Below are 21,936 nucleotides of genomic sequence, written 5' to 3' on the forward strand. Positions count from 1 at the left end.
CGGCAATTATAATGAGTCCATGGCTAGACTTCCTGTTTCCTCCTCCAGAGGCTCGCGCAATGTGCGCAATGGCCCGTCCCCGCTGCAATCCCGGCTGTCATCGCTGCTGCGCGAAGCGCGCTGGATCGTGTTCGCCGCGCTCGCCGTCTGGCTGGCGCTGGTGCTTGCCAGCTGGAACAAGACCGATCCCGCGTGGTCGCAATCGGTGCCCGGCAATATCGTCCATAACCGCGGCGGCGCCCTGGGCGCCTACGTGGCCGACCTGCTGCTGTTCCTGTTCGGCTACTCCGCCTGGCTGTGGGTGGTGCTGCTGGGCCAGCGGGTGCTGGCGGGCTTTTATCGCCTGACCGCTTTCTTCTCGCCCGGCGAAAAGCCGGATGAGCTGCCGCGCCTGCACTGGGAGGCCGGCGTCGGCTTCTTCTTGCTGCTGGTCGGCTGCATGGGCCTGGAGGCCCTGCAGTTCAGCGCCAGCGCCGCGCACCTGCCCGCCGGAGCGGGCGGACAACTGGGCAGCCTGCTGGCCCAGGCGCTTTCCGTGGCGGTGGGCAGCACGGGCTGCACCGTGCTGCTGCTGGCCTGCATTGCCGTGGGAGCCAGCCTGTTTTTCCGTTTTTCGTGGCTGTTCGTCTGCGAGCGCGTCGGCCTGGCGCTGGAGAAGCTGTTCCGCAAGCTGCTCGAATTGCGCACTGCCTACCAGGACCGCAAGGTCGGCGTCGTCAAAAGCGCCGAGCGCAGCGAAACCGTTGTCGCCAAGCAGGAAATGCTCGTGCACGAGCAGCCCGTGCGCATCGAGCCAGCCATTACGCAGGTGCAGAAATCGGTGCGCGTCGAAAAGGAAAAACAGAAAACGCTGTTCACCGCGCCGCTGGAGCATGGCGGCAGCGGCGACCTGCCGGCCATCAGCCTGCTGGACGCGCCTGAGGAAAACCAGGAGACCGTCTCCGCGGAAACAATCGAATTCACCTCGCGCCTCATCGAGAAAAAGCTCTCCGACTTCGGCGTGAAGGTGGTCGTGGTGGCGGCCCAGGCCGGCCCGGTGATCACCCGCTACGAAATCGAGCCGGCCACCGGGGTCAAGGGTAGCCAGATCGTCAACCTGGCCAAGGACCTGGCGCGGGCGCTGAGCCTGGTCAGCATCCGCGTGGTGGAAACCATCCCGGGCAAGAACCTGATGGGCCTGGAACTGCCCAATCCGCGCAGGCAGATGGTGCGCCTGGCGGAGATCATCGGCTCGCAGACCTATCACGCCAGCACCTCGCCGCTGACCATGGTGCTGGGCAAGGACATCGCCGGCAATCCGGCCGTGGCCGACCTGGCGAAGATGCCGCACCTGCTGGTGGCGGGTACCACGGGCTCCGGGAAATCGGTGGGGATCAACGCCATGCTGATCTCCCTGCTGTACAAATCCGACGCCACGCAGGTCCGCCTGATCCTGATCGATCCCAAGATGCTTGAAATGAGCATCTACGAAGGCATTCCGCACCTGCTGGCGCCGGTCGTCACCGACATGCGCCATGCCGCCAACGCGCTGAACTGGTGCGTTGCCGAAATGGAAAAGCGCTACCGCCTGATGAGTAAGCTGGGCGTGCGCAACCTGGCCGGCTATAACGCCAAGATCCGTGACGCGCAGAAGCGCGAAGAGCCCATTCCCAATCCGTTCTCGCTGACGCCGGATGCGCCGGAGCCCCTGTCCACGCTGCCCATGATCGTGGTGGTCATCGATGAACTGGCCGACCTGATGATGGTGGTGGGCAAGAAGATCGAAGAACTGATCGCCCGCCTGGCGCAGAAAGCGCGCGCGGCCGGCATCCACCTGGTGCTGGCGACGCAGCGGCCCAGCGTAGACGTGATCACCGGCCTGATCAAGGCCAACATTCCCACGCGCATCGCCTTCCAGGTATCGTCCAAGATCGACTCCCGCACGATTCTCGACCAGATGGGTGCGGAAACCCTGCTGGGACAGGGCGACATGCTCTACATGCCGCCGGGAACCGGCCTGCCAGTGCGTGTGCACGGCGCCTTCGTGCACGACGACGAAGTGCACCGCGTGGTCGAATATCTCAAGACGCAGGGCGAGCCCGACTATATCGACGGCTTGCTGGAAGGCGCGCTCGAGGGAGAAACGGGCGATGGCGTCGGTGGCGTGACCGGCTTTGCCGATGCCGAGTCCGATCCACTCTACGACCAGGCCGTCGAGGTCATCCTGAAGAACCGCAGGGCATCCATCTCCTCGGTGCAGCGCCATCTGCGCATTGGCTACAACCGCGCGGCAAGGCTGCTGGAGCAGATGGAGCAGGCGGGGCTGGTGTCCTCCATGCAATCCAATGGCAACCGTGAAATTCTGGTACCCGCAGGGAGCGCATCCGATGCTGATTAAAAAACTTTGCGCAGCCGCCGTTCTGGCGGCGGCGCCGCTCATGGCGCATGCCGCCGATGCCGTGACGCAGCTGCGCCAGTTCGTCAATACCGTCACTTCCGCCAGCGGGTCCTTCGTGCAGGAACAATCCTCGGCCGAGCGCCGCACGTCCTCCCAGTCCGGCGTGTTCTCGTTCGAGCGGCCGGGCAAGTTCCGCTGGGACGTGCAGAAACCGTACGAGCAACTGACGGTTTCCGACGGCAAGCGCGTCTACCAGTACGATCCCGATCTTGCCCAGGTGACGGAGCGCAGCGTTGACGCGTCTGTCGGCGCCTCGCCCGCGGCCATCCTGTTCGGCTCGGGTTCGTTCGACGAGTCGTTCAACGCCCAGGCCTTGCCGGATGCGGACGGCATGCAGTGGATGCGGGCCACGCCCAAGCAGGGCGATGCCGGTTTCGAATACGTGGACATCGGCTTTCGCGACGGCATGCCAGCCCGGCTGATGCTGCTGGATGCGTTCGGCCAGACGACGAGGATCGAGCTGGGTGGAATCCAGTCCAATCCGAAGCTGCCTGCCTCTGCATTCCGTTTCCAGGCCCCGGAAGGCACGGACGTCGTGCGCATGCCCTGAGCGGCAGCCGGAACAGCGCCGCCGCTGGCGCGCGCCGAAATCATTTTCCCGCCTGATCCCTATGCCCGATACTCCCGACCTGTTTTCTTCCACTGGCTTCAACGCCGGCACGCCGCTGGCGGAACGCCTGCGCCCGGCCGTGCTGGACGACGTCGTCGGACAGAAGCACCTGCTGGGTCCGGGCAAGCCCCTGCGCGTCGCTTTCGATTCGGGGCGGCCGCATTCCATGATCTTCTGGGGGCCGCCCGGCGTCGGCAAGACGACGCTGGCGCGCCTGATGGCGGCGGGCTTCGATGCCCAGTTCCTGTCCATTTCCGCCGTGCTGGGCGGGGTGAAGGATATCCGCGAGGCCGTGACCGCCGCGCAGGTGGCGCGCGCCCAGGGGCGGCGCACTATCCTGTTTGTCGACGAGGTGCATCGTTTCAACAAGGCGCAGCAGGATGCTTTCCTGCCCTATGTGGAAAATGGCCTGTTCACCTTCATTGGCGCCACCACCGAAAATCCTTCGTTCGAAGTGAACTCGGCCTTGTTGTCTCGCGCCAGGGTCTATGTGCTGGAACCCTTGTCCGCTGAGGATCTGCAAGAACTGGTCGGCAGGGCGGAGCTTGCCTTGAACGCACCGCCGGGCGACGGCGCGGATGCGCCCGCGTCCATCGCCTTCACGGAAGACGCGCGGGCGCAGCTGGCCGCGTGGGCCGACGGCGACGCCCGCCGCTTGATCAATGCGCTGGAAGTGGTGGCGGAATCCGCCCGCTCCGCGGGACGGACGCAGGTGGATCCCGAATGGTTGGAGACGGCGCTGTCGCAGAATCTGCGCCGCTTCGACAAAGGGGGCGACGCCTTCTACGACCAGATCAGCGCCCTGCACAAGTCCGTACGCGGCTCGGACCCGGACGCCTCGCTGTACTGGTTCACGCGCATGCTGGACGGCGGCGCGGATCCACGCTACCTGGCGCGCCGCATCGTGCGCATGGCGATCGAGGACATCGGCCTGGCCGATCCGCGCGCGACGGAAATCGCGCTTAACGGCGCCGACGTGTATGAACGCCTGGGTTCGCCGGAGGGCGAACTGGCGCTGGCGCAGGCGGTCGTCTACCTGGCTTGCGCCGCCAAGTCGAATGCGCTTTACATGGCCTATTCGCAGGCGCGCCGCTATGTGCAGGAGCACGGCTCGGCGCCGGTGCCACTGCATCTGCGCAATGCGCCCACCAAGCTGATGAAGGCCCAGGGCTACGGCAAAACCTATCGCTATGCGCATGACGAACCGCACGGCTATGCGGCGGGCGAGCGCTATTTCCCTGATGGCCTGAATGCCACCTTCTACCGTCCGGTCGATCGCGGGCTGGAGGGTAAAATCCGCGAGAAGCTGGCCTTTCTCAGGGAGCTGGACGGCCAGGCGCGCAAGGAAAAATCCGGCAAGGAATGAACTGGAACCACTCTTGCACGCGCCGTCTCCCTGTCATTTACCCATTATTCTTTCTGCTCACTACTGGAAACCGGTAATCAACCATGTTAGATCCCAATCTGTTGCGTAAAGACCTTTCTGTCGTCGTGCAGGGCCTTGCGCGCCGCGGCCTGGCGTTCGACACCGAACGCTTCAACGACCTGGAGGCCCGGCGCAAGGCCGTGCAGGTGGAAACCGAAAACCTGCAGGCGCGCCGCAACGCCATCTCCAAGCTGATCGGCCAGAAAAAATCCAAGGGAGAAGACGCCAGCGCCGAAATGGCCGAGTCGCAGCAGATTCCCGCGCAACTGAAAAAGCTGGAAGACGACCTGGCGCAGATCCAGAAGGAACTGGCGGATTGGCTGATGACACTGCCCAACCTGCCGCACGCCTCGACGCCCGAAGGCGCCGACAGCGACGACAACGTCGAAGTGCGCCGCTGGATTCCGGGCGCGAAGGATGCCGACGGCAATCCCGCGCCGCTGAGCTTCGAGCCCAAGGACCACGTTGCGCTGGGCGAACCGTTTGGCCTGGATTTCGAGACAGCCCGCAAGCTGTCGGGTTCGCGCTTTGTGCTGCTGCGCAGCCAGATTGCCCGCCTGCATCGCGCGCTGGCGCAATACATGCTGGACCTGCAGACATCCGAGCATGGCTACAGCGAGTGCTACACGCCCTACATCGTCAACAGCGCCACGCTGTTCGGCACTGGCCAGTTGCCCAAGTTCAAGGACGATATGTTCTGGGTCACCAAGGGCGGACAGGGGCTGGATGCGCCGGAAGGGGAAGAGGCCGGCGCCAGCGACGAGCTTTACCTGATTTCCACCTCCGAAATCACGTTGACGGGTACGGTTCGCGACGAGATCCTGCCGCAGGCCGACCTGCCCCTGCGCCTGACGGCGCATACGCCGTGCTTCCGCTCCGAGGCGGGTAGCGGCGGGCGCGATGTGCGCGGCATGATTCGCCAGCACCAGTTCGACAAGGTCGAGATGGTGCAGATCACGCATCCCGACCAATCCTATGAAGCGCTGGAACAGATGGTCGGACATGCGGAGACCGTGCTGCAGCGCCTGGGCCTGCCGTATCGCGTGATGGCTTTGTGCACCGGCGACATGGGTTTCAGCGCCGCCAAGACCTACGACCTGGAAGTCTGGCTGCCGGCGCAGAACACCTGGCGTGAAATCTCGTCCGTCTCCAATTGCGAAGCGTTCCAGGCGCGCCGCCTGCAGGCCCGTTTCCGTCCGGAAAAGGGCAAGCCGGAATACGTGCACACGCTCAATGGTTCCGGATTGGCGGTCGGCCGCGCCCTGGTGGCCGTCATTGAGAACTACCAGCAGGAAGACGGCAGCATCGTCGTGCCGGAAGTCCTGCGTCCGTACATGGGCGGCGTCGAACGTCTGGCCTGATCGTCTTTTTGATGAGTTTTGCAGAGGCGGCACGGCGATGGCCGTGCTGCCTCTTTGCCTTTGGGCCGAGCACTCGTGCCGAGCGTCGGCAGGCAGAATTCAGCGCCGGGGCTGATGGAAAAGGCGGAGCGGACGCCGGAGGCAATCCGTAGCGCTTGCGCCTGGTCTCAGAAGCGCTCGAAATCCGACATGTTTTCGATCAGCCGCTGTTTGCCTGCCAGGACGTGCTGTTCGGCCAGTTCGCTGGCCTTGGCGGCGTCGCCGGCGATGATGGCCGCCAGGATGGCGCGGTGTTCTTCGTTCGAGCGCACCATTTTGCTGGTGTAGTTGAAGAAGCGCCGGCGGAAGAAATGCAGCTCGTTGACATAGGCCTCGTAGGCCTGCGCTGCGTGCCGGTTGTTGCTGTATTCCAGCAGGCGATCATGGAATGCCAGGTTCAGGTCGTAATACCGGTCGTGGTCGTGCTGCTCGGTAGCGTCTTCCATTTCCTGGATCAGCCCTTCGAGCACCTGGCGGCGTTCCGGAGTCAGGAATTCCGTGGTGCGCCGGGCGGCGAAGCCGAAGATAAGCGCGCGCAGGTCATAGCTTTCCAGCATGTCGCGAAAGGACATTTCGCGCACGAACATGCCGCGATGCGCGATGGATGTGACCAGACCCTTGCCGGCCAGGATGCGGATGGCTTCGCGGATGGGGCCGCGGCTCGTGCCCATGCGCGTGGCCAGCGCCGCTTCGTTCAGGCGGCTGCCCGGCGCCAGTTCGCCTGAATAGATCATCCTGCGCAGTTCATCGGCCACTGTCGTGGCCAGCAGTGGAGGGCGAGTGTCGGAGGCTGACATGGATGAAATGGAAAGTCCTGAACGGAGCCGTCTGCTTGTTAGGCGGACGGGAGTTGAGCACAAGCGCGGCCACTGATGGAGGCCCGCCGGCGGAGGCCAAGTATAGCGTATGCCTGGGAAAAACCTTGCCCTGGCGCATCACCGCCCGGTTCTGCATGCAGACCGGAATACCTGGAACGTATTCACATCATAGCTTAAGTGAAAACACTATAACAAAAATCGTTGACACTTTTATTTGATCTGAATACTATTTTAATCACGGATCTGGCAGAAAGCCGTTGCTTGTCAAGGCGATTGCCAGGGTGTTTTTGCCGCCGGGCCGCTCCAAGGCAAAAAGCGCACCTCTTTGGAGGAGCAAGCCTAAGGCGCAGCGTGGGGGCCTTCTGTAAAACGTCTCGCGCGCCTGGCGGCGCAGGGCGTATCCAAGGATTGTGATCTGGCGATGAATCAAGAAACTCTGACTGCTTCCGCTCTGCCGCTGTCCGGCGTGCGTGTATTGGACCTGACCCGCGTGCGGGCCGGCCCCACCGCCATCCGCCAGCTGGCTGACTGGGGCGCCGACGTGATCAAGATAGAAGAGCCGGTCAATCCCGAGACCGAAACGGAAATGGGCGGAATGCGCCTGGGGCCGGACTACCAGAATCTGCAGCGCAACAAGCGCAGCATCACGCTGAACCTGAAGGACCCGGAAGGCGTGGCGCTCTTCAAGCAACTGGTGAAGGATGCCGACGTGGTGGCCGAGAACTACCGGCCCGACGTCAAGACCCGCCTGGGAATCGACTACGAAACCCTGCGCGCAATCAATCCGCGCCTGATCTATGCCAGCATCTCGGGGTTCGGTCAGGACGGCCCCTATGCCAGGCGCCCCGGCTACGACCAGATCGTGCAGGGCATGGGCGGGCTGATGTCCATCACGGGGCTGCCCGGCCAGGGGCCGGTGCGCGCCGGTATTGCCATTTGCGATACCACGGCGGGCCTGTATGCGGCGTTCGGTATCGTGATGGCGCTGTTCGAGCGCACCAGGACCAATCTGGGTCAATGGGTGCAAGCTTCCCTGCTGGAGTCGGAACTGGCCATTCTCGACCTGCAGGCCGCGCGATGGCTGGTGTCGAAAGAGGTGCCGACGCAGGCGGGCAACAATCATCCCACCATGATTCCGACAGGTCTGTTCCAGGCCAAGGACGGTTACATCACGCTGCAGGTGCCGGGCCAGGTCATGTGGGAGCGTTTCTGCAAGGCCATGGAGCGCGAGGACTGGCTGGACGATCCGCGCTTCCGCATGAATCGCGATCGTTCCAGGAACCGCGTGGAACTGAACAGCCTGATCACGGAGATATTCAGCGAACACCCGCGCGAATACTGGATCGAGCGCCTGAACAAGGCGGGCATTGCCTGCGGCGCGGTCAATTCCATCGACGAGGCCTTTGCCGACCCGCAGGTGCGCCACCTGGGCACCGCCATTCCCGTCAAGCATCCGCAACTAGGCGACATCGCGCTGGTGGGCCAGCCCATCCGCACCGATCGCCATCGCGCAACCGTGCGCTCGGTCGCGCCGATGCCGGGCGCGCACAATGAGGAAATCCTGTCCGGCCTGGGTCTGGATGCCGCTGCAATTGATGAGCTGAGGAGCCGCCATGTCATCTGAAGAATATGTTCCTTCCCTGCGATTGCAGAGGGACGCCCGCGTCGCGACCTTGACGATCGCGCATCCCAGGCGCCTGAATGCAATGACGTTCGAGATGTGGGAGTCGATTCCCCGGTTCCTGAAAGAGGTGGCCGAAGATCCGGAGCTGCGCGTGCTCGTATTGCGCGGCGGCGATGAAAAGGCCTTCTCATCGGGGGCGGATATATCCCAGTTCGGCGAACGCCGCAGCACGGAAGAGGGCGTGCGCCTGTGGAACAGCACCGTCCAGGCCAGCGTGGCCCAACTGGCGGAGTTTCCCAAGCCGGTGGTGGCCCTGATCAGCGGTATTTGCTACGGAGGCGGATTCGGCCTGGCCCTGCACTGCGACCTGCGCTATGTCGTGGGCGAGGCGGCTTTTGCCATTCCGGCAGCCAAGCTGGGCATAGGCTACTACCCGAGCTGGCTGCGTCGCCTCACGGCGCTGGTGGGGCCGGCCGCCGCCAAGGAGATCATGTTCGCTTCGCGCCGCTACGACCAGGCGCAGGCCCTGAGGCTGGGGCTGATCAATGACGTGCTGGACGAAGCGGCCGCGTGCGACATGGTCGAGCGCATCGGTGGCCTGGCGCCGTTGAGCCACCGGGCCAGCAAGATGGCGATAGAAGAGGCCGTGGTGCCGGGCGCATACGGCACGCAGGCTTGCGAGGATGCCGTGCTCGAATGCTTCCACAGCGAGGATTACAAAGAAGGCCGGGCCGCTTTCCAGGAAAAGCGGCCCGCACTTTTCAAGGGGTGCTGACATGAAAATCGCGGATATCCGCTGCAGTTTGCACCGGCACGAGATCGACCTGCCGGGAATTGGAAAATCGATTGAAAGCCGCATGTTCGTGTTCGTCGAGGTAGAGACGGACGACGGCCTTTCGGGTTTTGGCATCACCGGCTCTATGCTGCCGTGGGCGGTGATGGCATGCATCGAGCATCATCTCAAGCCCGCGCTGGTGGGCATGGACGTGCTGCATACTGATGCTATCCATGCCAAGGTGTGGAAGCAGCTGAACAGCCGTACCTATACCGGCGTGATCTCCAATGCCTTGTCGGCCGTGGACATCGCGCTGTGGGATATCCGGGGCAAGAAGGAAAACCGTTCCGTGCACGAGCTGCTGGGCGGCTATCGCGACTGGGCGCCCACCTATGCCACGTTCGGCTATCCTTTCTTCGACGAGGACCAGTTGGCCGAGTATGCGCGCAAGTTCATCGCCGATGGCCATCGCATGTTGAAGATGGTGGTGGGGGGCGAGCCCACGCGCACCTGGCGCGATGACGTGCGGCGCGTGCGTGCCGCGCGCGAGGCTGCCGGCCCCGACGTAGCGCTGATGATCGACGCTAACTGCTATTTCGATCCGAACGAGGCGCGGCTCCTGTGCCGCGAGATCGAGGACTGCAATGTGCACTGGTTCGAAGAACCGCTGCATCAGAACGATGCGCGGGCGCTGGCGGACTTGCGTGCGCATACCTCCATTCCGATCGCTGCCGGCCAGATGGAGGGTCACCGATGGCGCTACCGCGAACTGGTGGTGAATCATTCGGTCGATGTGCTGCAGCCCAATGTGCTGTACAACGGGGGCTTCACCGAGTCGCTGAAGGTGGCGCACATGGCGCAAGCCTTCAACCTGCCTCTGGCCAACGGCGGCGGCTGGCCCATCTTCAACATGCATCTGCTGTGCGGGGTGCTCAATGGCGGGCCGGTCGAATTTCATTACGGCATGTGGCAGACGGGGCGCCATTTCTTCGACGGTACTCCCGATCCAGTGGATGGCCGCATGCAGTTGTCGGGCCGTCCAGGCCTAGGTTTCACACCCAACCGCGATCACCTGCGCGATGCACGGATCACGGATCCCCAGAAAAGCCGCTTCGACGGCCGCGACGGGCATGGCTATTTGTTGCGCGACGCCATCGGCCGTCCCTAACGCATCTATTGGAGGAGACATCAATGAAAGACACTAATCAATATATCCGTTCCACTTCCGCCATGCGCAGGCTGGTCCTGCATGGCCTGCTCGGCGCCGCGCTGGGGCTGGGCGCGGCAGCGCCGGCCGCGGCGGCCGACTATCCGGAGAAGAACATACGCTTTGTGATCCCTTTCGGAGCCGGAGGCGGCAGCGACGTGCTGGCGCGCACCATCGGCGGCGTCATCAAGGACCTCAACCTGACGCCGGTGGACTTCATCTACGAGAACCTCCCGGGCAGCAGCGGTGCGCGCGGCTACCGCGACGTGGCTCGCCGCCAGGGCGACGCCTATCAACTGGCCACCGTCAGCGTCAGCTTCTTCACCACGCCGCTGCTGGGCGGAGCGCCGTTCAAGCTGGAAGACTTCACGCCGGTGTCTGCCATTGCCATGTCGCCGTACGTGCTGGTGGTCCGTCCCGACAGCAAGATCCAGAAGCTGGAGGACCTGAAGGAACAGGAACGCCTGACCACTGGCTCTGTCGGCGTGGTGTCCGATGCGCGCCTGCTCGCGGACATGATGAGCGAGGAAATGAAGGTGCGTGTGGACGTGGTGCCGTTCGACGGCGAGGGCGAGATCATCACCGGCGTGCTGGGCGGCCACATCGACTTCATGTGGGGCAACCTGGGTGAAATCCTGCCGCAGATCGAGGCCGGTACGATGCGGGCCATCGCGGTCAGCACCGGCGAGCGCCTGGCGGCGCTGTCGGACGTGCCTTCCTTCAAGGAAAAGGGCTATGACGTCGAGCATGTGATGCTGCGCGGCGTGGTGATGCCCAAGGGCGTGCCCGACGATGTCGTGAAGTACTGGGAGGGCGTGTTCGAGAAGGTGGCCGCCAGCGACCTGTGGAGGGAGCGCTATCTGGACCGTTTCAAGGAACAGCCGCGCTACGAGGGCGCCGAGCAGTTCGCCAAGTCGCTCAAGCAGACTCGGGACGACTACGCTGCGATCCTGAAGAAGCTGGATCTGTTGAAATAAAGCGGGATAGAGCGGGCGGCCTTTGGCCGCCCGCTCTGCCTGCGCATCCCGGCATAACGCTATCATGAACATTCATACCCTGGATAAAGTATTTGCCCTGCTGCTGTTCCTGCTGGGGATCTACATCACGACGACATCCGTCGAGTACGGCTACATGCAGGGCACCACGCCCGGACCCGGCTTCTTTCCGTTCTGGGTGGGGCTGCTGATCGCCGGTCTGAGCCTCGTCAATGTCGTGCGCAGCATCGCCCGGCGCGAGACGCTCGACAATGAGATCGATGTGCCCGGCGTCATCAAGTCGGTCATCATTTCCCTGCTGTTGCTGGCTTTCGTGATGTTCAGCGAAGAGATCGGCATGCTGCTGGGCTGCTTCATTCTGGTGCTGCTCATTGCCTGGGTCATCCAGCCGCGCTGGAGCCGCACGTTCACGCTGAAAATCGTCGCCACCGCCGTACTGTTTCCCTTGCTGGCGTATCTGGTTTTCGGCGTTTATCTCAACGTGCCGGTCCCGCTGGGGACGTGGTTCTCATAGTCCCGTCCACGCATAAACGACAGAACAGAAATCAGGAGCAGACAACGTGGAATCCCTATCGCTTTTAATCGGAGGCATCGCCGACGCACTGACAGTCTCGGTGCTGGTCGCGACGCTGGTGGGCGTACTGGTGGGCCTGCTGGTGGGCGTGCTGCCAGGCCTGGGGCCGGCGGCGGGCACAGCCATCATGCTGCCGGTGGCCATCAGCTTTGGCGGCGTCGAGGCTATCGCGGGCCTGGGCGGCATTTATTACGGTGCCATGTTCGGCGGCGCTGTGACTTCGATTCTATTGGGCATCCCGGGGGAGTCTGCCTCCGTGATGACAGTCATCGATGGACATGCCATGGCCAAGCAGGGCCGGGCTGGCGAGGCGCTGGGCGTGAGCGTGTTTTCGTCGTTCATTGGCGGCATGCTGGGGCTGGTATTCATGTCTTTCCTGGCTGTCACCATCGCCAGCGTGGCGCTGAAGTTCGGTCCGACCGAGATGACGGCGGTGATGGTGTTCGCCTTCTCCCTGGTCAGCGTGCTTGGCGGGCGCAATATGATCAAGGGCTTCGTGGCCTTGTTCATCGGCATCTGGATCGGCATGATCGGCATGGATCCCGTCGGCGGGCCGATGCGCTATACCTTCGGCCAGGTCGACCTGATCGACGGCGTGGACTTCACGATCATCGCCGTGGGCATCTTCGGCCTGTCCGAAATCTTCCTGAGCCTTTCCGACAAGGCCAGCAGTGCGTCGAGCATGATGACCTACAGCTTCCGCCAGCTGCTGCCGCGCGTCGGCCACATGATCCGCTGCAAGACGGCGGTGGCTGTCGGTTCGGTGATTGGCTTCGTCATCGGCGTGCTGCCCGGCGTGGGCACTACCGCGGCAACGATGCTGGCGTATGCGGTGGCGAAGAAGATCGCGCCCAACGCCGAGGAATTCGGCCATGGAGCGATGGAAGGCGTGGCCGCGCCCGAGGCTTCCAACAACAGCGCGGCCTATGTATCCATGGTGCCGATGTTCACGCTGGGCATTCCCGGGTCGGCGACCACCGCCATCATGCTGGGAGGCCTGCTGATGATAGGCCTGCAGCCGGGCCCGCTGCTGTTCCAGAACCACCCCGACTTCGTCTGGACGGTGTTCGGCAGCTTCTGGCTGGGCAACGTGATGCTGCTGGTATTGACGCTGCTGCTGATCCCTTTCCTGGCAAGCATCGTGTTCGTGTCCACGGCCATCCTGTATCCGGTCATCATCGGCTTCATTCTGTTCGGTGTGTTCTCCATCGATTATTCGATGTCGGATGTGCTTATCGCCCTGTTGGCGGGCGTCGTGGGCTACGTGATGCTGAAGCTGGACTATTCGCCGGTGCCGCTGGTGCTGGGCCTGGTGCTGGGGCCGCTGCTGGAAAACAATATCCGCCGGACCATGATCCTGTCCGAAGGCAAGCTGTCGGTCTTCTTCGAGCGCCCCATCGCTCTGCTGTTCTTTGTGGCTGCCGCGCTGGTGATCGTGGCCCCGCTATTCATTCGCAAGCTGCGGAAAAAGGACCTGGCCGCCACCTGAACGCGCAGTATCTCGCCGCGCCCTTCCGGTTCTGTCGGAAGGGCGTTTTCTTGCGAGCTTGGAGTCCGCTCTTGCTGCATCCGACGCTGATATGTCAGGGCTGGCTGGTACGCTGGAAGGCGCTATGCGTCGATATGAGCAGCGGCAGCATCAGGATGAGTATGGCCAGCAGACGCATCACGATGATCTGGCTCACCTGCATGCCATCGGCCAGATTCAGTTGACCGCTCCAGGCGAAAGTCATGAGCCACAGGCTGAACGCCAGCGTCAGCAGGGAAGTGGAAAAAACGGAGTAGCGCGCGGCACACCAGAGCAGCGCCAGCAAGGGAAGCAGCGTCATGGCCTCGGGCGTGCCGATATGGATGCCCAGGACGGCAAGGGCGCACAGCAAGAACAGGGGCAGCAGATTACCCTTCGAGCGCGTCCCGTACGGCGCTGGGCTCCTGAGCAGTTCCCGCCATCGGGACGGGTCGGGGATGGTCAGCATGGCGGGCAATATGGCGATGAAGTTCAACAGCTCGTTGCTGAACCACAGGCTGAAGCCGGCCAGCGACGATAGGCCGATGATGAAAGGGGCCGAGCCGGCGCCCGCGATAGCCCCCGCCAGTGCGGCGCCTATCGAAATCACGACCAGGCGCAACATGGAGCTGGGCTGCGCCAGCTTGCGATGGATGGATGGTTGCATCTGGGATAGAAGATAGCCTGCGGCGATACCCACCATGTGCGATGAAGTCAGCCACAACGTGGACAGCATGGTGCTTTCGACGATCAGGTCCGCGATGCACAGGCCGGCTGTAGCCGCCAGCCAGCCATGGATATCAGCTAGCCGCGGCCAGCGCAGGAACAGGCCGAGCAGCAGGGCGTTGGCGGGCCAGAACAAGGCCAGCGCGCCATGGGGGCGCGTCAGTATGCCCAGCAGCGCCGCAAGCAGCGCGCAGCAAAAGACCAGGATGGTTTCGCCCGCGATCCGCCATTCGGTCGGAGGAGTGGGGGCGTGCGGTGGATTAGTGTGCGTGCTGTGCATGATGAAAGCAAAGAGGGCCCGGCATACATGCTTTGCATACTGATAGCTGACAGTGCGCTGCATGTTCCATATAAAGTGGAAATCAACTGACGTTTTGTTACTTTTGAATTTCTGTTGCTTTACAAAATTTGACGTAGGCTCAGGAATCAATCCCTGCCGTTTTGCGGAAGGGCAGATGACTTGGTATTGCTATCAAATGAAACACAATGTTTAATTTTATATGAACAATATTTCCTTGCGTGCAAGGTGATGGAATTTTTATGCGGGCGAAGACAGCATTTGGCGCGACAGAATGATTTCTGCTATGATGCTCGACTATGCTGAAATCGCAACGGTTCCGGCGTAGTCGCGGACAGGTGGCAGAGTGGTCGAATGTACCTGACTCGAAATCAGGCGTACGTGATAAGCGTACCGTGGGTTCGAATCCCACCCTGTCCGCCATTTAGTCAATGATATCAAGCTGCTACGGCAACAAGGGCGCAATCCTCGTTGCCGTTTTTTTGTGCTTGCTCTTGGTCGTGTGACCAAAACGTGACCGCCCCGGCGTGGCTGGCTAAGTGGCTGGGAGCCAGGTGTGCGTACTTCATCACCATCTCCAGCGTCTCCCATCCTCCCAACTGTTGCAGCACCAGCAAGGGCGTTCCTGCCTGTGCGTGCCAGCTTGCCCAGGTGTGCCGGATGTCGTGAAACCGGAAATTCTGGATTCCCGCATCGGTGACCGATTGGCGGAACATACGGTCATCGCCACCGCGAATGCGCCGACCGTTGCGCATAAGCACGTAGCGCCCGTCAGCGCCTTTCCTGCGCTGCAGGACGGCCATGGCATCATCGTTTAGTGGGATCGTGCGTGATCGTCCGGACTTCGCCCGGTCGGCATCAACCCAGGCCGTTCTGGCTGGTAGGTTCACGTGAGACCATTCCAGCCCGTAGATTTCATCCTCACGCATGCCTGTGGCGAAACCCAAAATGCAGGCGTCGCGCAGCCATTCTTGCGGAACGGTCTGGATCAGCTTTGCGGCCTCGCCACGTGGTATCCAGCGGACGCGGCGTTTAGGCTCCGGCAATGCTGGCAACTGCGGCGCCCGGGCAATCCAGCCCCAGGCGGCGCACATGTTGAGCATGGTGCGGATGCAGGCCAGGTAACGGTTCTTTGTTGCTGGCGTCAGCGGTTCCGGGCCACGCTTCTTGTACGTCTTGTGAGTGGGCAGGGCGTCCAGCACGTGAGCGGTCGAGATATTGGCAACCGGTATTCGGCCTAGGTGTTGCCGCCAGTATTCAACGTAGCGCACCTTGGACTCGTAGTCGGCTTGTCCTTCGTATGCCGCCAGAAATCGTAGTGCGGCCTCGTCGTAGCTGCGGTCGGCCTGTTCGCCTAATTTATGTTGTCGCCAGAGCTGGGCTTTCAGGCGGTCGTGATATTCCTGCGCTGCTTTTTTGTCCGGCGTGCCAGTAGAGCGTCTAATTCGCTGGCCGCTTGGCGTGCGGAAATCGATCCACCAAACCCCATTACGTTGTCGGATTGGCATGTGTCTGTACTCCTGTGCGTGCCAACCGACGCTATCCGAGTGACGTTGTAGCGCGGCTGGCTAAGTTCCGCAAGCCTGGATGGCCAGATCCTCCAGATACGGGATCCGGGCAGGCGGAAGCCCAACTCATGGCGGCGGGCAAAAATTGTTTGATAGGAAAGGTTCAGCCGCTCGGCGGCTTCTTTGAGGGTGAGGGCTTTTTCGTCGTTCACGATCAACCTCCCGGCAGATGCCGATCCAGGCGGCGAATCGCCGCATCGCAGAGCTTGCGCAGGCCCATCAACGGCCCCATAAGCATGATCCGGGCGGCGGTGCCGAGCACCCATTTGGCGTCTGATTTCATTGTTCGCTCCCTGCCGCCCGTGCGGCAAGTTCGCCGGCGAGAAAGTCGTCATAGTCCCGGCCTTCGGCGTGGGCGCGAATCCAGCGCTCATACTCGGCGGCCACCTCGGCGTTTGTGGAATCCTGCCAGCTGACCTGGGCGGCGATGTTGTTCCGCTCGATCTCCTGGCCAGCATCGATGCCAGCGCGCCAGTCTGGTTGCTGTTCTGCTCTGAGCGCCTTGATCTCGGCTGCAGCCTCCCGCATGATGTCGCTTGTGGGAGTGGCGAGAAGGCGGTCTACGATGTCCGCTTTTTTACTCATGATGGGCCTCCTTCTGTTGCGGAATAAGCGGCCTGGTGCTCGGGTTGAGCTCCTCGCGCAGCCATCGGTAAAGGTGACGGCAGGCCTGCTGTGTCCTGTTGTGGTCTGGGTGCCTTTTCATGGCGTCGATAATGACCTCTTCCAGGTTCCGGGCGGCAGATAACAATGCGGCAGTTGCCGTCGAATAGGCCGGATCTGAAAGTGATGGGTAGCTTCCTCCGCCTCCGCCGGTGGGAAGCGAGTAATTGACGCTGCTGCGCCAGCAGTCGTTTCTCCTCGCTATCCTGATTTCAAGCGCGGAGTTGAAAATTGGAGGGCTGTATATCGTCGCAACATCGACAAAGACACCGTGCTCGTTCGGTTGCATTTCTGGAACTATGCGCTCCCACTCCGAATTGCATTCATTGTGGTACCTCATGAGCTCGGCCAGGTGTTCGTCTATCCTGAGCAGGTCAATCGTTGATAGCTGCAAAATGCCTTTGCCGAAAGCTGGTTCTATTTCCTTTGGCGGCGTGGGCTGTTGATCATCAGGTTCTGCTGCAGGTGGCGATGAGGTGCGGGGTGGCGTCGGCAAGTGTTTTTTTGTTGCCTTCGACTTACCAGCGTCATGCGCAACCCTGACTGCCTCCTGCAGGCGCTTGGCTGCGGCCTCCGGATCGCTGCGCAGCTCTTGCATGGCGAGCGTGGCCGCGACCTGGCCGCTTGATACCAGGTCGCGGATGGGCTTCTCTGCGCCGACCAACAACAGCAGGCCGTCGATGTAGTTCTTGCTGAATCCCAAGCGCTGCGCGATGGTTTTTTCGTCCAGGCCCATGCCGAGCAGCCGTTTGCACACCATGCCGATTTCCATCGGCGCGAGCGGCCGGCCTTCATTTGATTTCACGAGCGCTACTGTCAGGTCCTCCATCGAGGATCCTGCAGGCTTGATCACAACCGGCACGGTCTCTATGTTGTGGCCGCGCTCAATGGCACGCATGACGGCAGCAAGGCGGGTGTGTCCATCAATGACATAGATGATGTTCTCGCCGTCTTTGCGGGCCACGTATCCGGCAATGGGGCGGTCAGAGTAGTAGCCGTTTTCGATAATCGATAGCGTGATCGACTCGATGTGCTCATCGTATTCCGGCGTATTCTGCCGTACGTTGAAGCCTTCCATGACATGCAGCAGTCGGGGATCGACTTGCCAGAGATCTGCCGATCTTGCGCCAGCGGACTTCATGGCTGCTTTTGTATTGCCACGCGCAGGCGCCGTGGTCAGATCGAGTTCAGCGTTCATGCTGTTTCCTCCGGTAGACTTTGGATATGTCGCCTGCCACGCAGTGGCCGCGACGGCGTAGAGTGTTTGCGATGCGGGTGGCGTCAGCGTGGCCGTGGGATGCCTGACTGGTCAGCCCTAGATAGCTGTTCCCGGCCTCGAACAGATTCACGGAAGGCATCGACCGCAGCCGAGAAACGGCAGCATTGGCAGTCCTGGGGCGTACGGTGCGCCGCCACGGCCGGATCACCTGGCCGACGAAATCAATGCCGTGCTCGATGGGCTGCAGGACGGTTTTCGTCGGGTTAATGAACAGGCGCAGGCGCTGCGTCAGGAACTCCTGGATGAGCTCGTATGCCTCCAGCAGGTACGCTGGAGACTCGTGCAACAGAATGAAGTCATCCACATAGCGCACGTATCTGCAGCGCAGCTGGTGCACCACAAACTGATCCAGGGCGTTGAGGTGGACATTGGCTAGAAACTGACTATCGAGGTTGCCGATCGGCAGACCATGATCGTCAGGCGCGTTGAACAAGCTCTTGTGGGGCGGCACCAGGTCCAGATTGCCGCGCACGTCGACGTTCGTGCGTGGGTCGTGGAACAGGATGGTTTCGGCTAGGTCACGCCACCATCCCCGCGGCAGCTTTTCGCAGAGCTGGCCGAATACGATTTCCTTGCTGATGCTGACGAAAAAGTTACTCAGATCGCACTGCAAGAAAAATGCGCGCTTGCTCCAGTTCTGCGTGATGCTGCGCACGTCGCTCTCCAGGCGCGTAGCAGCATAGAGCGTGCCTCGGCCAGGGATGCAGGCCGAGCTGCCAGCGACGAAGCCGGCGATAAAGCGGGGCGCGACATGGTTGTAGAGCAGGTGATGAACGACGCGATCACGATAATCTGCTGCCCACACCTCCCTTGGGCGCGGCCTGGTGATGACAAAGCAGGTCGATTTCCCGGGCCTGTATCGGCCTGAAATCAGATCCTGGTGCAGCTCGTACAGGTTGCGCTCCTGGTGCAGCTCGAACGCGATAGCGCTCTTGGTGTTGCGCTTGCGGCGGCGGCAGTCGCGATGGGCTGTCACCACATCGCAGAGTGCGGGTTGGGTTGAATCTGCGGACGGCACGGACACGGCCTGTGTTGTTCTTGTTGTTGATGTTCTGGTTGCCGTTGTTGAAGGACTGGTACCAAGCGTTGTGGGCCGAGTACTGCGTTTATTCGCGCAAAACACGTCGCCGGACCGAAGGTTATTACCGATCAGTTCGGAAACTGCGCCAGACCTGCCCTGACTGCTGCCAGCGGTATCTGTGATGCGCATGGCACCGGCCTTGTGAGCCGATGGCGCGACCAGATTCAAGTTGCGTACTGTCGTGACGGCCATGGCGATCACGCTCCTGACGCATTGCGTTGTTGGCTACGCCGCCATCCGCCGGCCTGGTTGCCGACCCTCGCGCATACATCGGCCGCACGGGCATACTGCCTGTCAGACAGAATTCCCTCATCAAGGGATAGTCGGAACAGGATCTCTGCAACGTGCAGCTGCTCCAGCAGCTCGTCGAGGATCTCGATCTTGCGCCGCGCTGCGTTCGCCCTGGCAATGAGAACAAGCATCGACAGGCATGCGTCGTTGATGCGCGTGGCGATGCCTCGTTGATGCCTCGGATAGTGCCTGGTCAGGGATGCAGACATACGCAAGAGATCTTGCGCCAGCTTGTATACGGGTAGGTGGTTGTGGATAGCCATAGCGGTAATCGGCGCCACGCGCCGAATAACTAAATTACTGAATGATTAATCTGCGGACGGCACGGACACGGCCTGTGCTGCTCTTGTCGATGATGCCCTGGTCGCCGTCGCTGAAGGACTGGCACCAAGCGTTGTGGGCCGAGTACTGCGTGCTTGTCCAGTACCAGGTCTTTTGGAACAGGTGCCGGCAGGTCGCTCGGCATAGCGAGGATTCGGCCTGGGCCATCAGATACCAGTCGGCGAATTGATCACCGGCATTGGCCTGGTGGATTGCCTGCGCAGCCGGGTGGTCATGCTTGGAATCAACAAGGGCGCGAGTATTGGCCCGGCCGTCCCATATTGATGTCGCTCCAGGCTCTTCCTTTCCATATGCTCCCCAGGGCTGGTCCCCGATATCCGTGGCCTCGGGGCCGACGATCAGGTGATAGAGGGTGCCGTCGTCTCCGCGCATGATGCCTGCGTAGGTGCCGCCCTGCTCGGGCCAGTTCTGGCCCGGCAGGGGAACATTGAGCAGGGCCGGATCCGGACTGGGGTTAAGATCTGGCGGTGGGGGAGAGATAATGGCCAGCAATTGGCGCAGCAGGTCTTGATCTGCCTCGATGCGTGTGGTGCTTTCGATAACGGTAGTCATGTCACTCTCCTTGTCGTGAGCGTTCGTCGGTGCGGTCGATGAGAGTGCGCACTGACAGGGACGCCAGGCGCACGATGGAATCGTTGTTTTCAATGGTCGCGTCGGTATGAATCAGGCCGACTTCCGTTTCTGACTGGTGATCAGCACGCGCAGCGTCAGCGGAATTTCGCTGGATCATCCATACGTCTCCGTCGTAGTGACGGATCAGGTCTGCTTCGTTGGTGAAGCGGACATCGGTGACGATGATTCGGCGGAATCCGCGGCGCATTGCGTCGTTGATTTTTTCTGCGGCACGGTCCAGCCAGTAGGCTGGGTTTTGGGCGCGGCGGTACTCGGTGCCCCACCAGCGCATGATTTCCCTCGGGGTCCTGGCGGCGCTGATGTTCTCGCCCCTGGATGACATCAGGCGGATGAAGTCCGCGTCAGCGCATCGACCGATAGCCAGGCCGATGGTTTTTTGCTCCTTGTCCTCCCTGCTGAAAATGGCAGGATCCACGCCGAAGCTGTGGACGATTTCCGCCCGGACGGCATCGGCGAATGCCAGCCGATAAAAACTAAATGCTTCGCACAGAATGTCGGCGCAAGTGTCCTTGCCTGCGCCGGCTCTGCCGCAAAGGCCCAGGACCATATATGGCCCCTCGTTGTAGGGTGTTGGTTTCATTGTTCGCTCAATCAATGTCGCCGGCGGCGAGTCGTTTGTGATCGATGGGCGGCGACTTTTTGCGCTGCTTTTCCAGCGCAATCGCCGTGTTGCGGAGGGCCAGGGCGAGGGCTTTTGACTGCAATGCCGCGGCCAGACTTAGGTTGATGCCCGATACGCGCAGCGCCTCTATGAGCTGTTCGCGGGTGGCATCGGGCCGCATGTCAGAACCCCACGGCAGCGCCGATGCTCATGACGATGTAGAGCCCGTACAGGACTACACCGGCTGCGGCGACAGCGGTTGGGGGGATATCGTCCTTTTCGGACTTGCGCATCGATACCTGGTACCAGATGCGCTGCAGGCGTTTGAGCAGACTCATGGCAAGCCCTCCGGAATGACTGAATTACTGAATAATTAATCTGCGGACGGCACGGACACGGCCTGCGTAGCTCTTGTAGTTGATGACCTGGAGGCCGTTGAGGAAGGACTGGAACCAAGCGCTGTGGGCCGAGTACTGCGTGCTGGACCAGTACCAGTCGTCGGTCTGGAAGAGGTGGGGGACCGTTGCCCAGCACAGCGCGAGTTCGCGTTGGGAGGGGAGGTAGAACGGGGCGGATTCGTTGCCAGCGTTGAGTTTGGAAATTAGTTCCAGAACATCAAGGTCGGAATCGGATGCCACCAGTTCCTGTGTGTTCAGGAGGCCATCCCAGCGGGAGGATGCGCCGTTGATGGATTTGCCGTAGCAGCCCCATTCGGAGACATCGGTATCCGTGGCGGGGTCATTGGGAACCACCAGGACGTACCGTGTGCCGTCGTCGCCACGCATGATGCCTGCGCTGGTGCCTTCGAGTTCGGGGACGGCCTGTCCGGGGAGATAGATTTGCGGTGTCTGCATGACAGCTCCTTGATGTCAGATCACCACCTGCACCCGGTGTAAGGCCCCGGTTCTATCGAATACCCTGAAGATGTGAATGAAGTGCCAGGATGCCAACACCTGGCTGCAGGTGATGGTGACTATAGTAGCAAGTCGCTACTATACAGTCAACAGCGAATTGCTACCAATTGGGCGAAATAAGGGTAAACCATGGATCTTCGAAGAGAGTCCAGGCCTAACAAGGCTGA

23 protein-coding genes and 1 tRNA gene are annotated in these 21,936 nt (G+C 61.7%); 11 read left to right on the forward strand and 13 right to left on the reverse strand.

Annotated elements, in window-relative coordinates:
* The first annotated feature begins 19 nt into the window (after nucleotides 1–19).
* The 4 genes from EV686_RS13005 to serS all read left to right on the forward strand — a co-directional run bounded on the left by EV686_RS13005 (nucleotide 20) and on the right by serS (nucleotide 5,834).
* Nucleotides 20–2,377 (forward strand): DNA translocase FtsK, encoded by a 2,358-nt coding sequence (locus tag EV686_RS13005; RefSeq protein WP_132477373.1) that lies wholly within the window; start codon nucleotides 20–22, stop codon nucleotides 2,375–2,377.
* Nucleotides 2,367–2,987, forward strand: a complete 621-nt coding sequence (lolA, locus tag EV686_RS13010) for an outer membrane lipoprotein chaperone LolA (RefSeq protein ID WP_132477374.1) — start codon at nucleotides 2,367–2,369, stop codon at nucleotides 2,985–2,987. The genes EV686_RS13005 and lolA overlap by 11 nt, the downstream gene beginning before the upstream one ends.
* A gap of 61 nt (nucleotides 2,988–3,048) precedes the next feature.
* Nucleotides 3,049–4,413: a replication-associated recombination protein A gene (locus EV686_RS13015; protein WP_132477375.1), complete on the forward strand. Its 1,365-nt coding sequence runs from the start codon at nucleotides 3,049–3,051 to the stop codon at nucleotides 4,411–4,413.
* An 83-nt stretch (nucleotides 4,414–4,496) separates the two neighbouring features.
* Nucleotides 4,497–5,834 (forward strand): serine--tRNA ligase, encoded by a 1,338-nt coding sequence (gene serS / locus EV686_RS13020; RefSeq protein WP_132477376.1) that lies wholly within the window; start codon nucleotides 4,497–4,499, stop codon nucleotides 5,832–5,834.
* A 167-nt stretch (nucleotides 5,835–6,001) separates the two neighbouring features.
* Here serS and EV686_RS13025 read toward each other — a convergent pair whose 3' ends face one another.
* On the reverse strand, nucleotides 6,002–6,670 hold the full coding sequence (locus tag EV686_RS13025) for a GntR family transcriptional regulator (protein ID WP_132477377.1): 669 nt from the start codon (nucleotides 6,668–6,670) through the stop codon (nucleotides 6,002–6,004).
* A 442-nt stretch (nucleotides 6,671–7,112) separates the two neighbouring features.
* Between EV686_RS13025 and EV686_RS13030 the strand changes: the two genes are divergently transcribed.
* From EV686_RS13030 to EV686_RS13055, 6 genes are all read left to right on the forward strand, one after another.
* Complete coding sequence (locus EV686_RS13030; RefSeq protein WP_132477378.1) at nucleotides 7,113–8,315, forward strand: CaiB/BaiF CoA transferase family protein; 1,203 nt, start codon at nucleotides 7,113–7,115, stop codon at nucleotides 8,313–8,315.
* On the forward strand, nucleotides 8,305–9,090 hold the full coding sequence (locus tag EV686_RS13035; RefSeq protein ID WP_132477379.1) for an enoyl-CoA hydratase-related protein: 786 nt from the start codon (nucleotides 8,305–8,307) through the stop codon (nucleotides 9,088–9,090). The genes EV686_RS13030 and EV686_RS13035 overlap by 11 nt, the downstream gene beginning before the upstream one ends.
* Before the next feature lies 1 nt (nucleotide 9,091).
* Entirely contained in the window at nucleotides 9,092–10,258 is a 1,167-nt protein-coding gene (locus EV686_RS13040; RefSeq protein ID WP_132477380.1) for a mandelate racemase/muconate lactonizing enzyme family protein, read from the forward strand.
* A gap of 23 nt (nucleotides 10,259–10,281) precedes the next feature.
* A complete protein-coding gene (locus tag EV686_RS13045; RefSeq protein ID WP_132477381.1) occupies nucleotides 10,282–11,274 on the forward strand; it encodes a tripartite tricarboxylate transporter substrate binding protein in 993 nt (330 codons plus the stop codon).
* Between the two features lie 64 nt (nucleotides 11,275–11,338).
* A complete protein-coding gene (locus EV686_RS13050) occupies nucleotides 11,339–11,806 on the forward strand; it encodes a tripartite tricarboxylate transporter TctB family protein (RefSeq protein WP_132477382.1) in 468 nt (155 codons plus the stop codon).
* A gap of 46 nt (nucleotides 11,807–11,852) precedes the next feature.
* Nucleotides 11,853–13,355 (forward strand): tripartite tricarboxylate transporter permease, encoded by a 1,503-nt coding sequence (locus EV686_RS13055; protein WP_132477383.1) that lies wholly within the window; start codon nucleotides 11,853–11,855, stop codon nucleotides 13,353–13,355.
* A 94-nt stretch (nucleotides 13,356–13,449) separates the two neighbouring features.
* Here EV686_RS13055 and EV686_RS13060 read toward each other — a convergent pair whose 3' ends face one another.
* Nucleotides 13,450–14,379: an MASE1 domain-containing protein gene (locus EV686_RS13060; RefSeq protein ID WP_165972599.1), complete on the reverse strand. Its 930-nt coding sequence runs from the start codon at nucleotides 14,377–14,379 to the stop codon at nucleotides 13,450–13,452.
* A 350-nt stretch (nucleotides 14,380–14,729) separates the two neighbouring features.
* Here EV686_RS13060 and EV686_RS13065 point away from each other — a divergent pair.
* A tRNA-Ser gene (locus tag EV686_RS13065) sits at nucleotides 14,730–14,820 on the forward strand.
* 14 nt (nucleotides 14,821–14,834) lie between these two features.
* Here the strand turns inward: EV686_RS13065 and EV686_RS13070 are convergent.
* From EV686_RS13070 to EV686_RS13110, 11 genes are all read right to left on the reverse strand, one after another.
* Complete coding sequence (locus EV686_RS13070) at nucleotides 14,835–15,905, reverse strand: tyrosine-type recombinase/integrase (protein ID WP_132477385.1); 1,071 nt, start codon at nucleotides 15,903–15,905, stop codon at nucleotides 14,835–14,837.
* Nucleotides 15,906–16,119: 214 nt separating this feature from the next.
* A complete protein-coding gene (locus EV686_RS18985; RefSeq protein WP_279389469.1) occupies nucleotides 16,120–16,248 on the reverse strand; it encodes a hypothetical protein in 129 nt (42 codons plus the stop codon).
* Nucleotides 16,245–16,550 carry a hypothetical protein gene (locus EV686_RS13075; RefSeq protein ID WP_132477386.1) on the reverse strand — a complete coding sequence of 102 codons (306 nt, stop codon included), beginning with the start codon at nucleotides 16,548–16,550 and terminating at the stop codon, nucleotides 16,245–16,247. The genes EV686_RS18985 and EV686_RS13075 overlap by 4 nt, the downstream gene beginning before the upstream one ends.
* Nucleotides 16,543–17,826 (reverse strand): ParB/RepB/Spo0J family partition protein, encoded by a 1,284-nt coding sequence (locus tag EV686_RS13080; protein WP_132477387.1) that lies wholly within the window; start codon nucleotides 17,824–17,826, stop codon nucleotides 16,543–16,545. The genes EV686_RS13075 and EV686_RS13080 overlap by 8 nt, the downstream gene beginning before the upstream one ends.
* On the reverse strand, nucleotides 17,816–19,180 hold the full coding sequence (locus EV686_RS13085; protein WP_341539337.1) for an RNA-directed DNA polymerase: 1,365 nt from the start codon (nucleotides 19,178–19,180) through the stop codon (nucleotides 17,816–17,818). Before EV686_RS13085 ends, EV686_RS13080 begins: the two co-directional genes overlap by 11 nt.
* Nucleotides 19,181–19,185: 5 nt before the next feature.
* A complete protein-coding gene (locus EV686_RS13090) occupies nucleotides 19,186–19,542 on the reverse strand; it encodes a four helix bundle protein (RefSeq protein WP_132477388.1) in 357 nt (118 codons plus the stop codon).
* Nucleotides 19,543–19,576: 34 nt separating this feature from the next.
* On the reverse strand, nucleotides 19,577–20,173 hold the full coding sequence (locus tag EV686_RS13095; RefSeq protein WP_132477389.1) for an Lcl C-terminal domain-containing protein: 597 nt from the start codon (nucleotides 20,171–20,173) through the stop codon (nucleotides 19,577–19,579).
* 1 nt (nucleotide 20,174) lies between these two features.
* The gene (locus tag EV686_RS13100) at nucleotides 20,175–20,834 is read right to left on the reverse strand and encodes a deoxynucleotide monophosphate kinase family protein (RefSeq protein WP_132477390.1); all 660 of its coding nucleotides are present in this window, start codon (nucleotides 20,832–20,834) and stop codon (nucleotides 20,175–20,177) included.
* A 7-nt stretch (nucleotides 20,835–20,841) separates the two neighbouring features.
* Nucleotides 20,842–21,036, reverse strand: a complete 195-nt coding sequence (locus EV686_RS13105) for a hypothetical protein (protein WP_132477391.1) — start codon at nucleotides 21,034–21,036, stop codon at nucleotides 20,842–20,844.
* 1 nt (nucleotide 21,037) lies between these two features.
* The gene (locus tag EV686_RS18610; RefSeq protein ID WP_165972600.1) at nucleotides 21,038–21,193 is read right to left on the reverse strand and encodes a hypothetical protein; all 156 of its coding nucleotides are present in this window, start codon (nucleotides 21,191–21,193) and stop codon (nucleotides 21,038–21,040) included.
* 24 nt (nucleotides 21,194–21,217) lie between these two features.
* The gene (locus EV686_RS13110) at nucleotides 21,218–21,709 is read right to left on the reverse strand and encodes an Lcl C-terminal domain-containing protein (RefSeq protein WP_132477392.1); all 492 of its coding nucleotides are present in this window, start codon (nucleotides 21,707–21,709) and stop codon (nucleotides 21,218–21,220) included.
* Between the last annotated feature and the right edge of the window lie 227 nt (nucleotides 21,710–21,936).

It is taken from the genome of Paracandidimonas soli (genome assembly GCF_004342005.1).
GTDB lineage: Bacteria > Pseudomonadota > Gammaproteobacteria > Burkholderiales > Burkholderiaceae_B > Paracandidimonas > Paracandidimonas soli.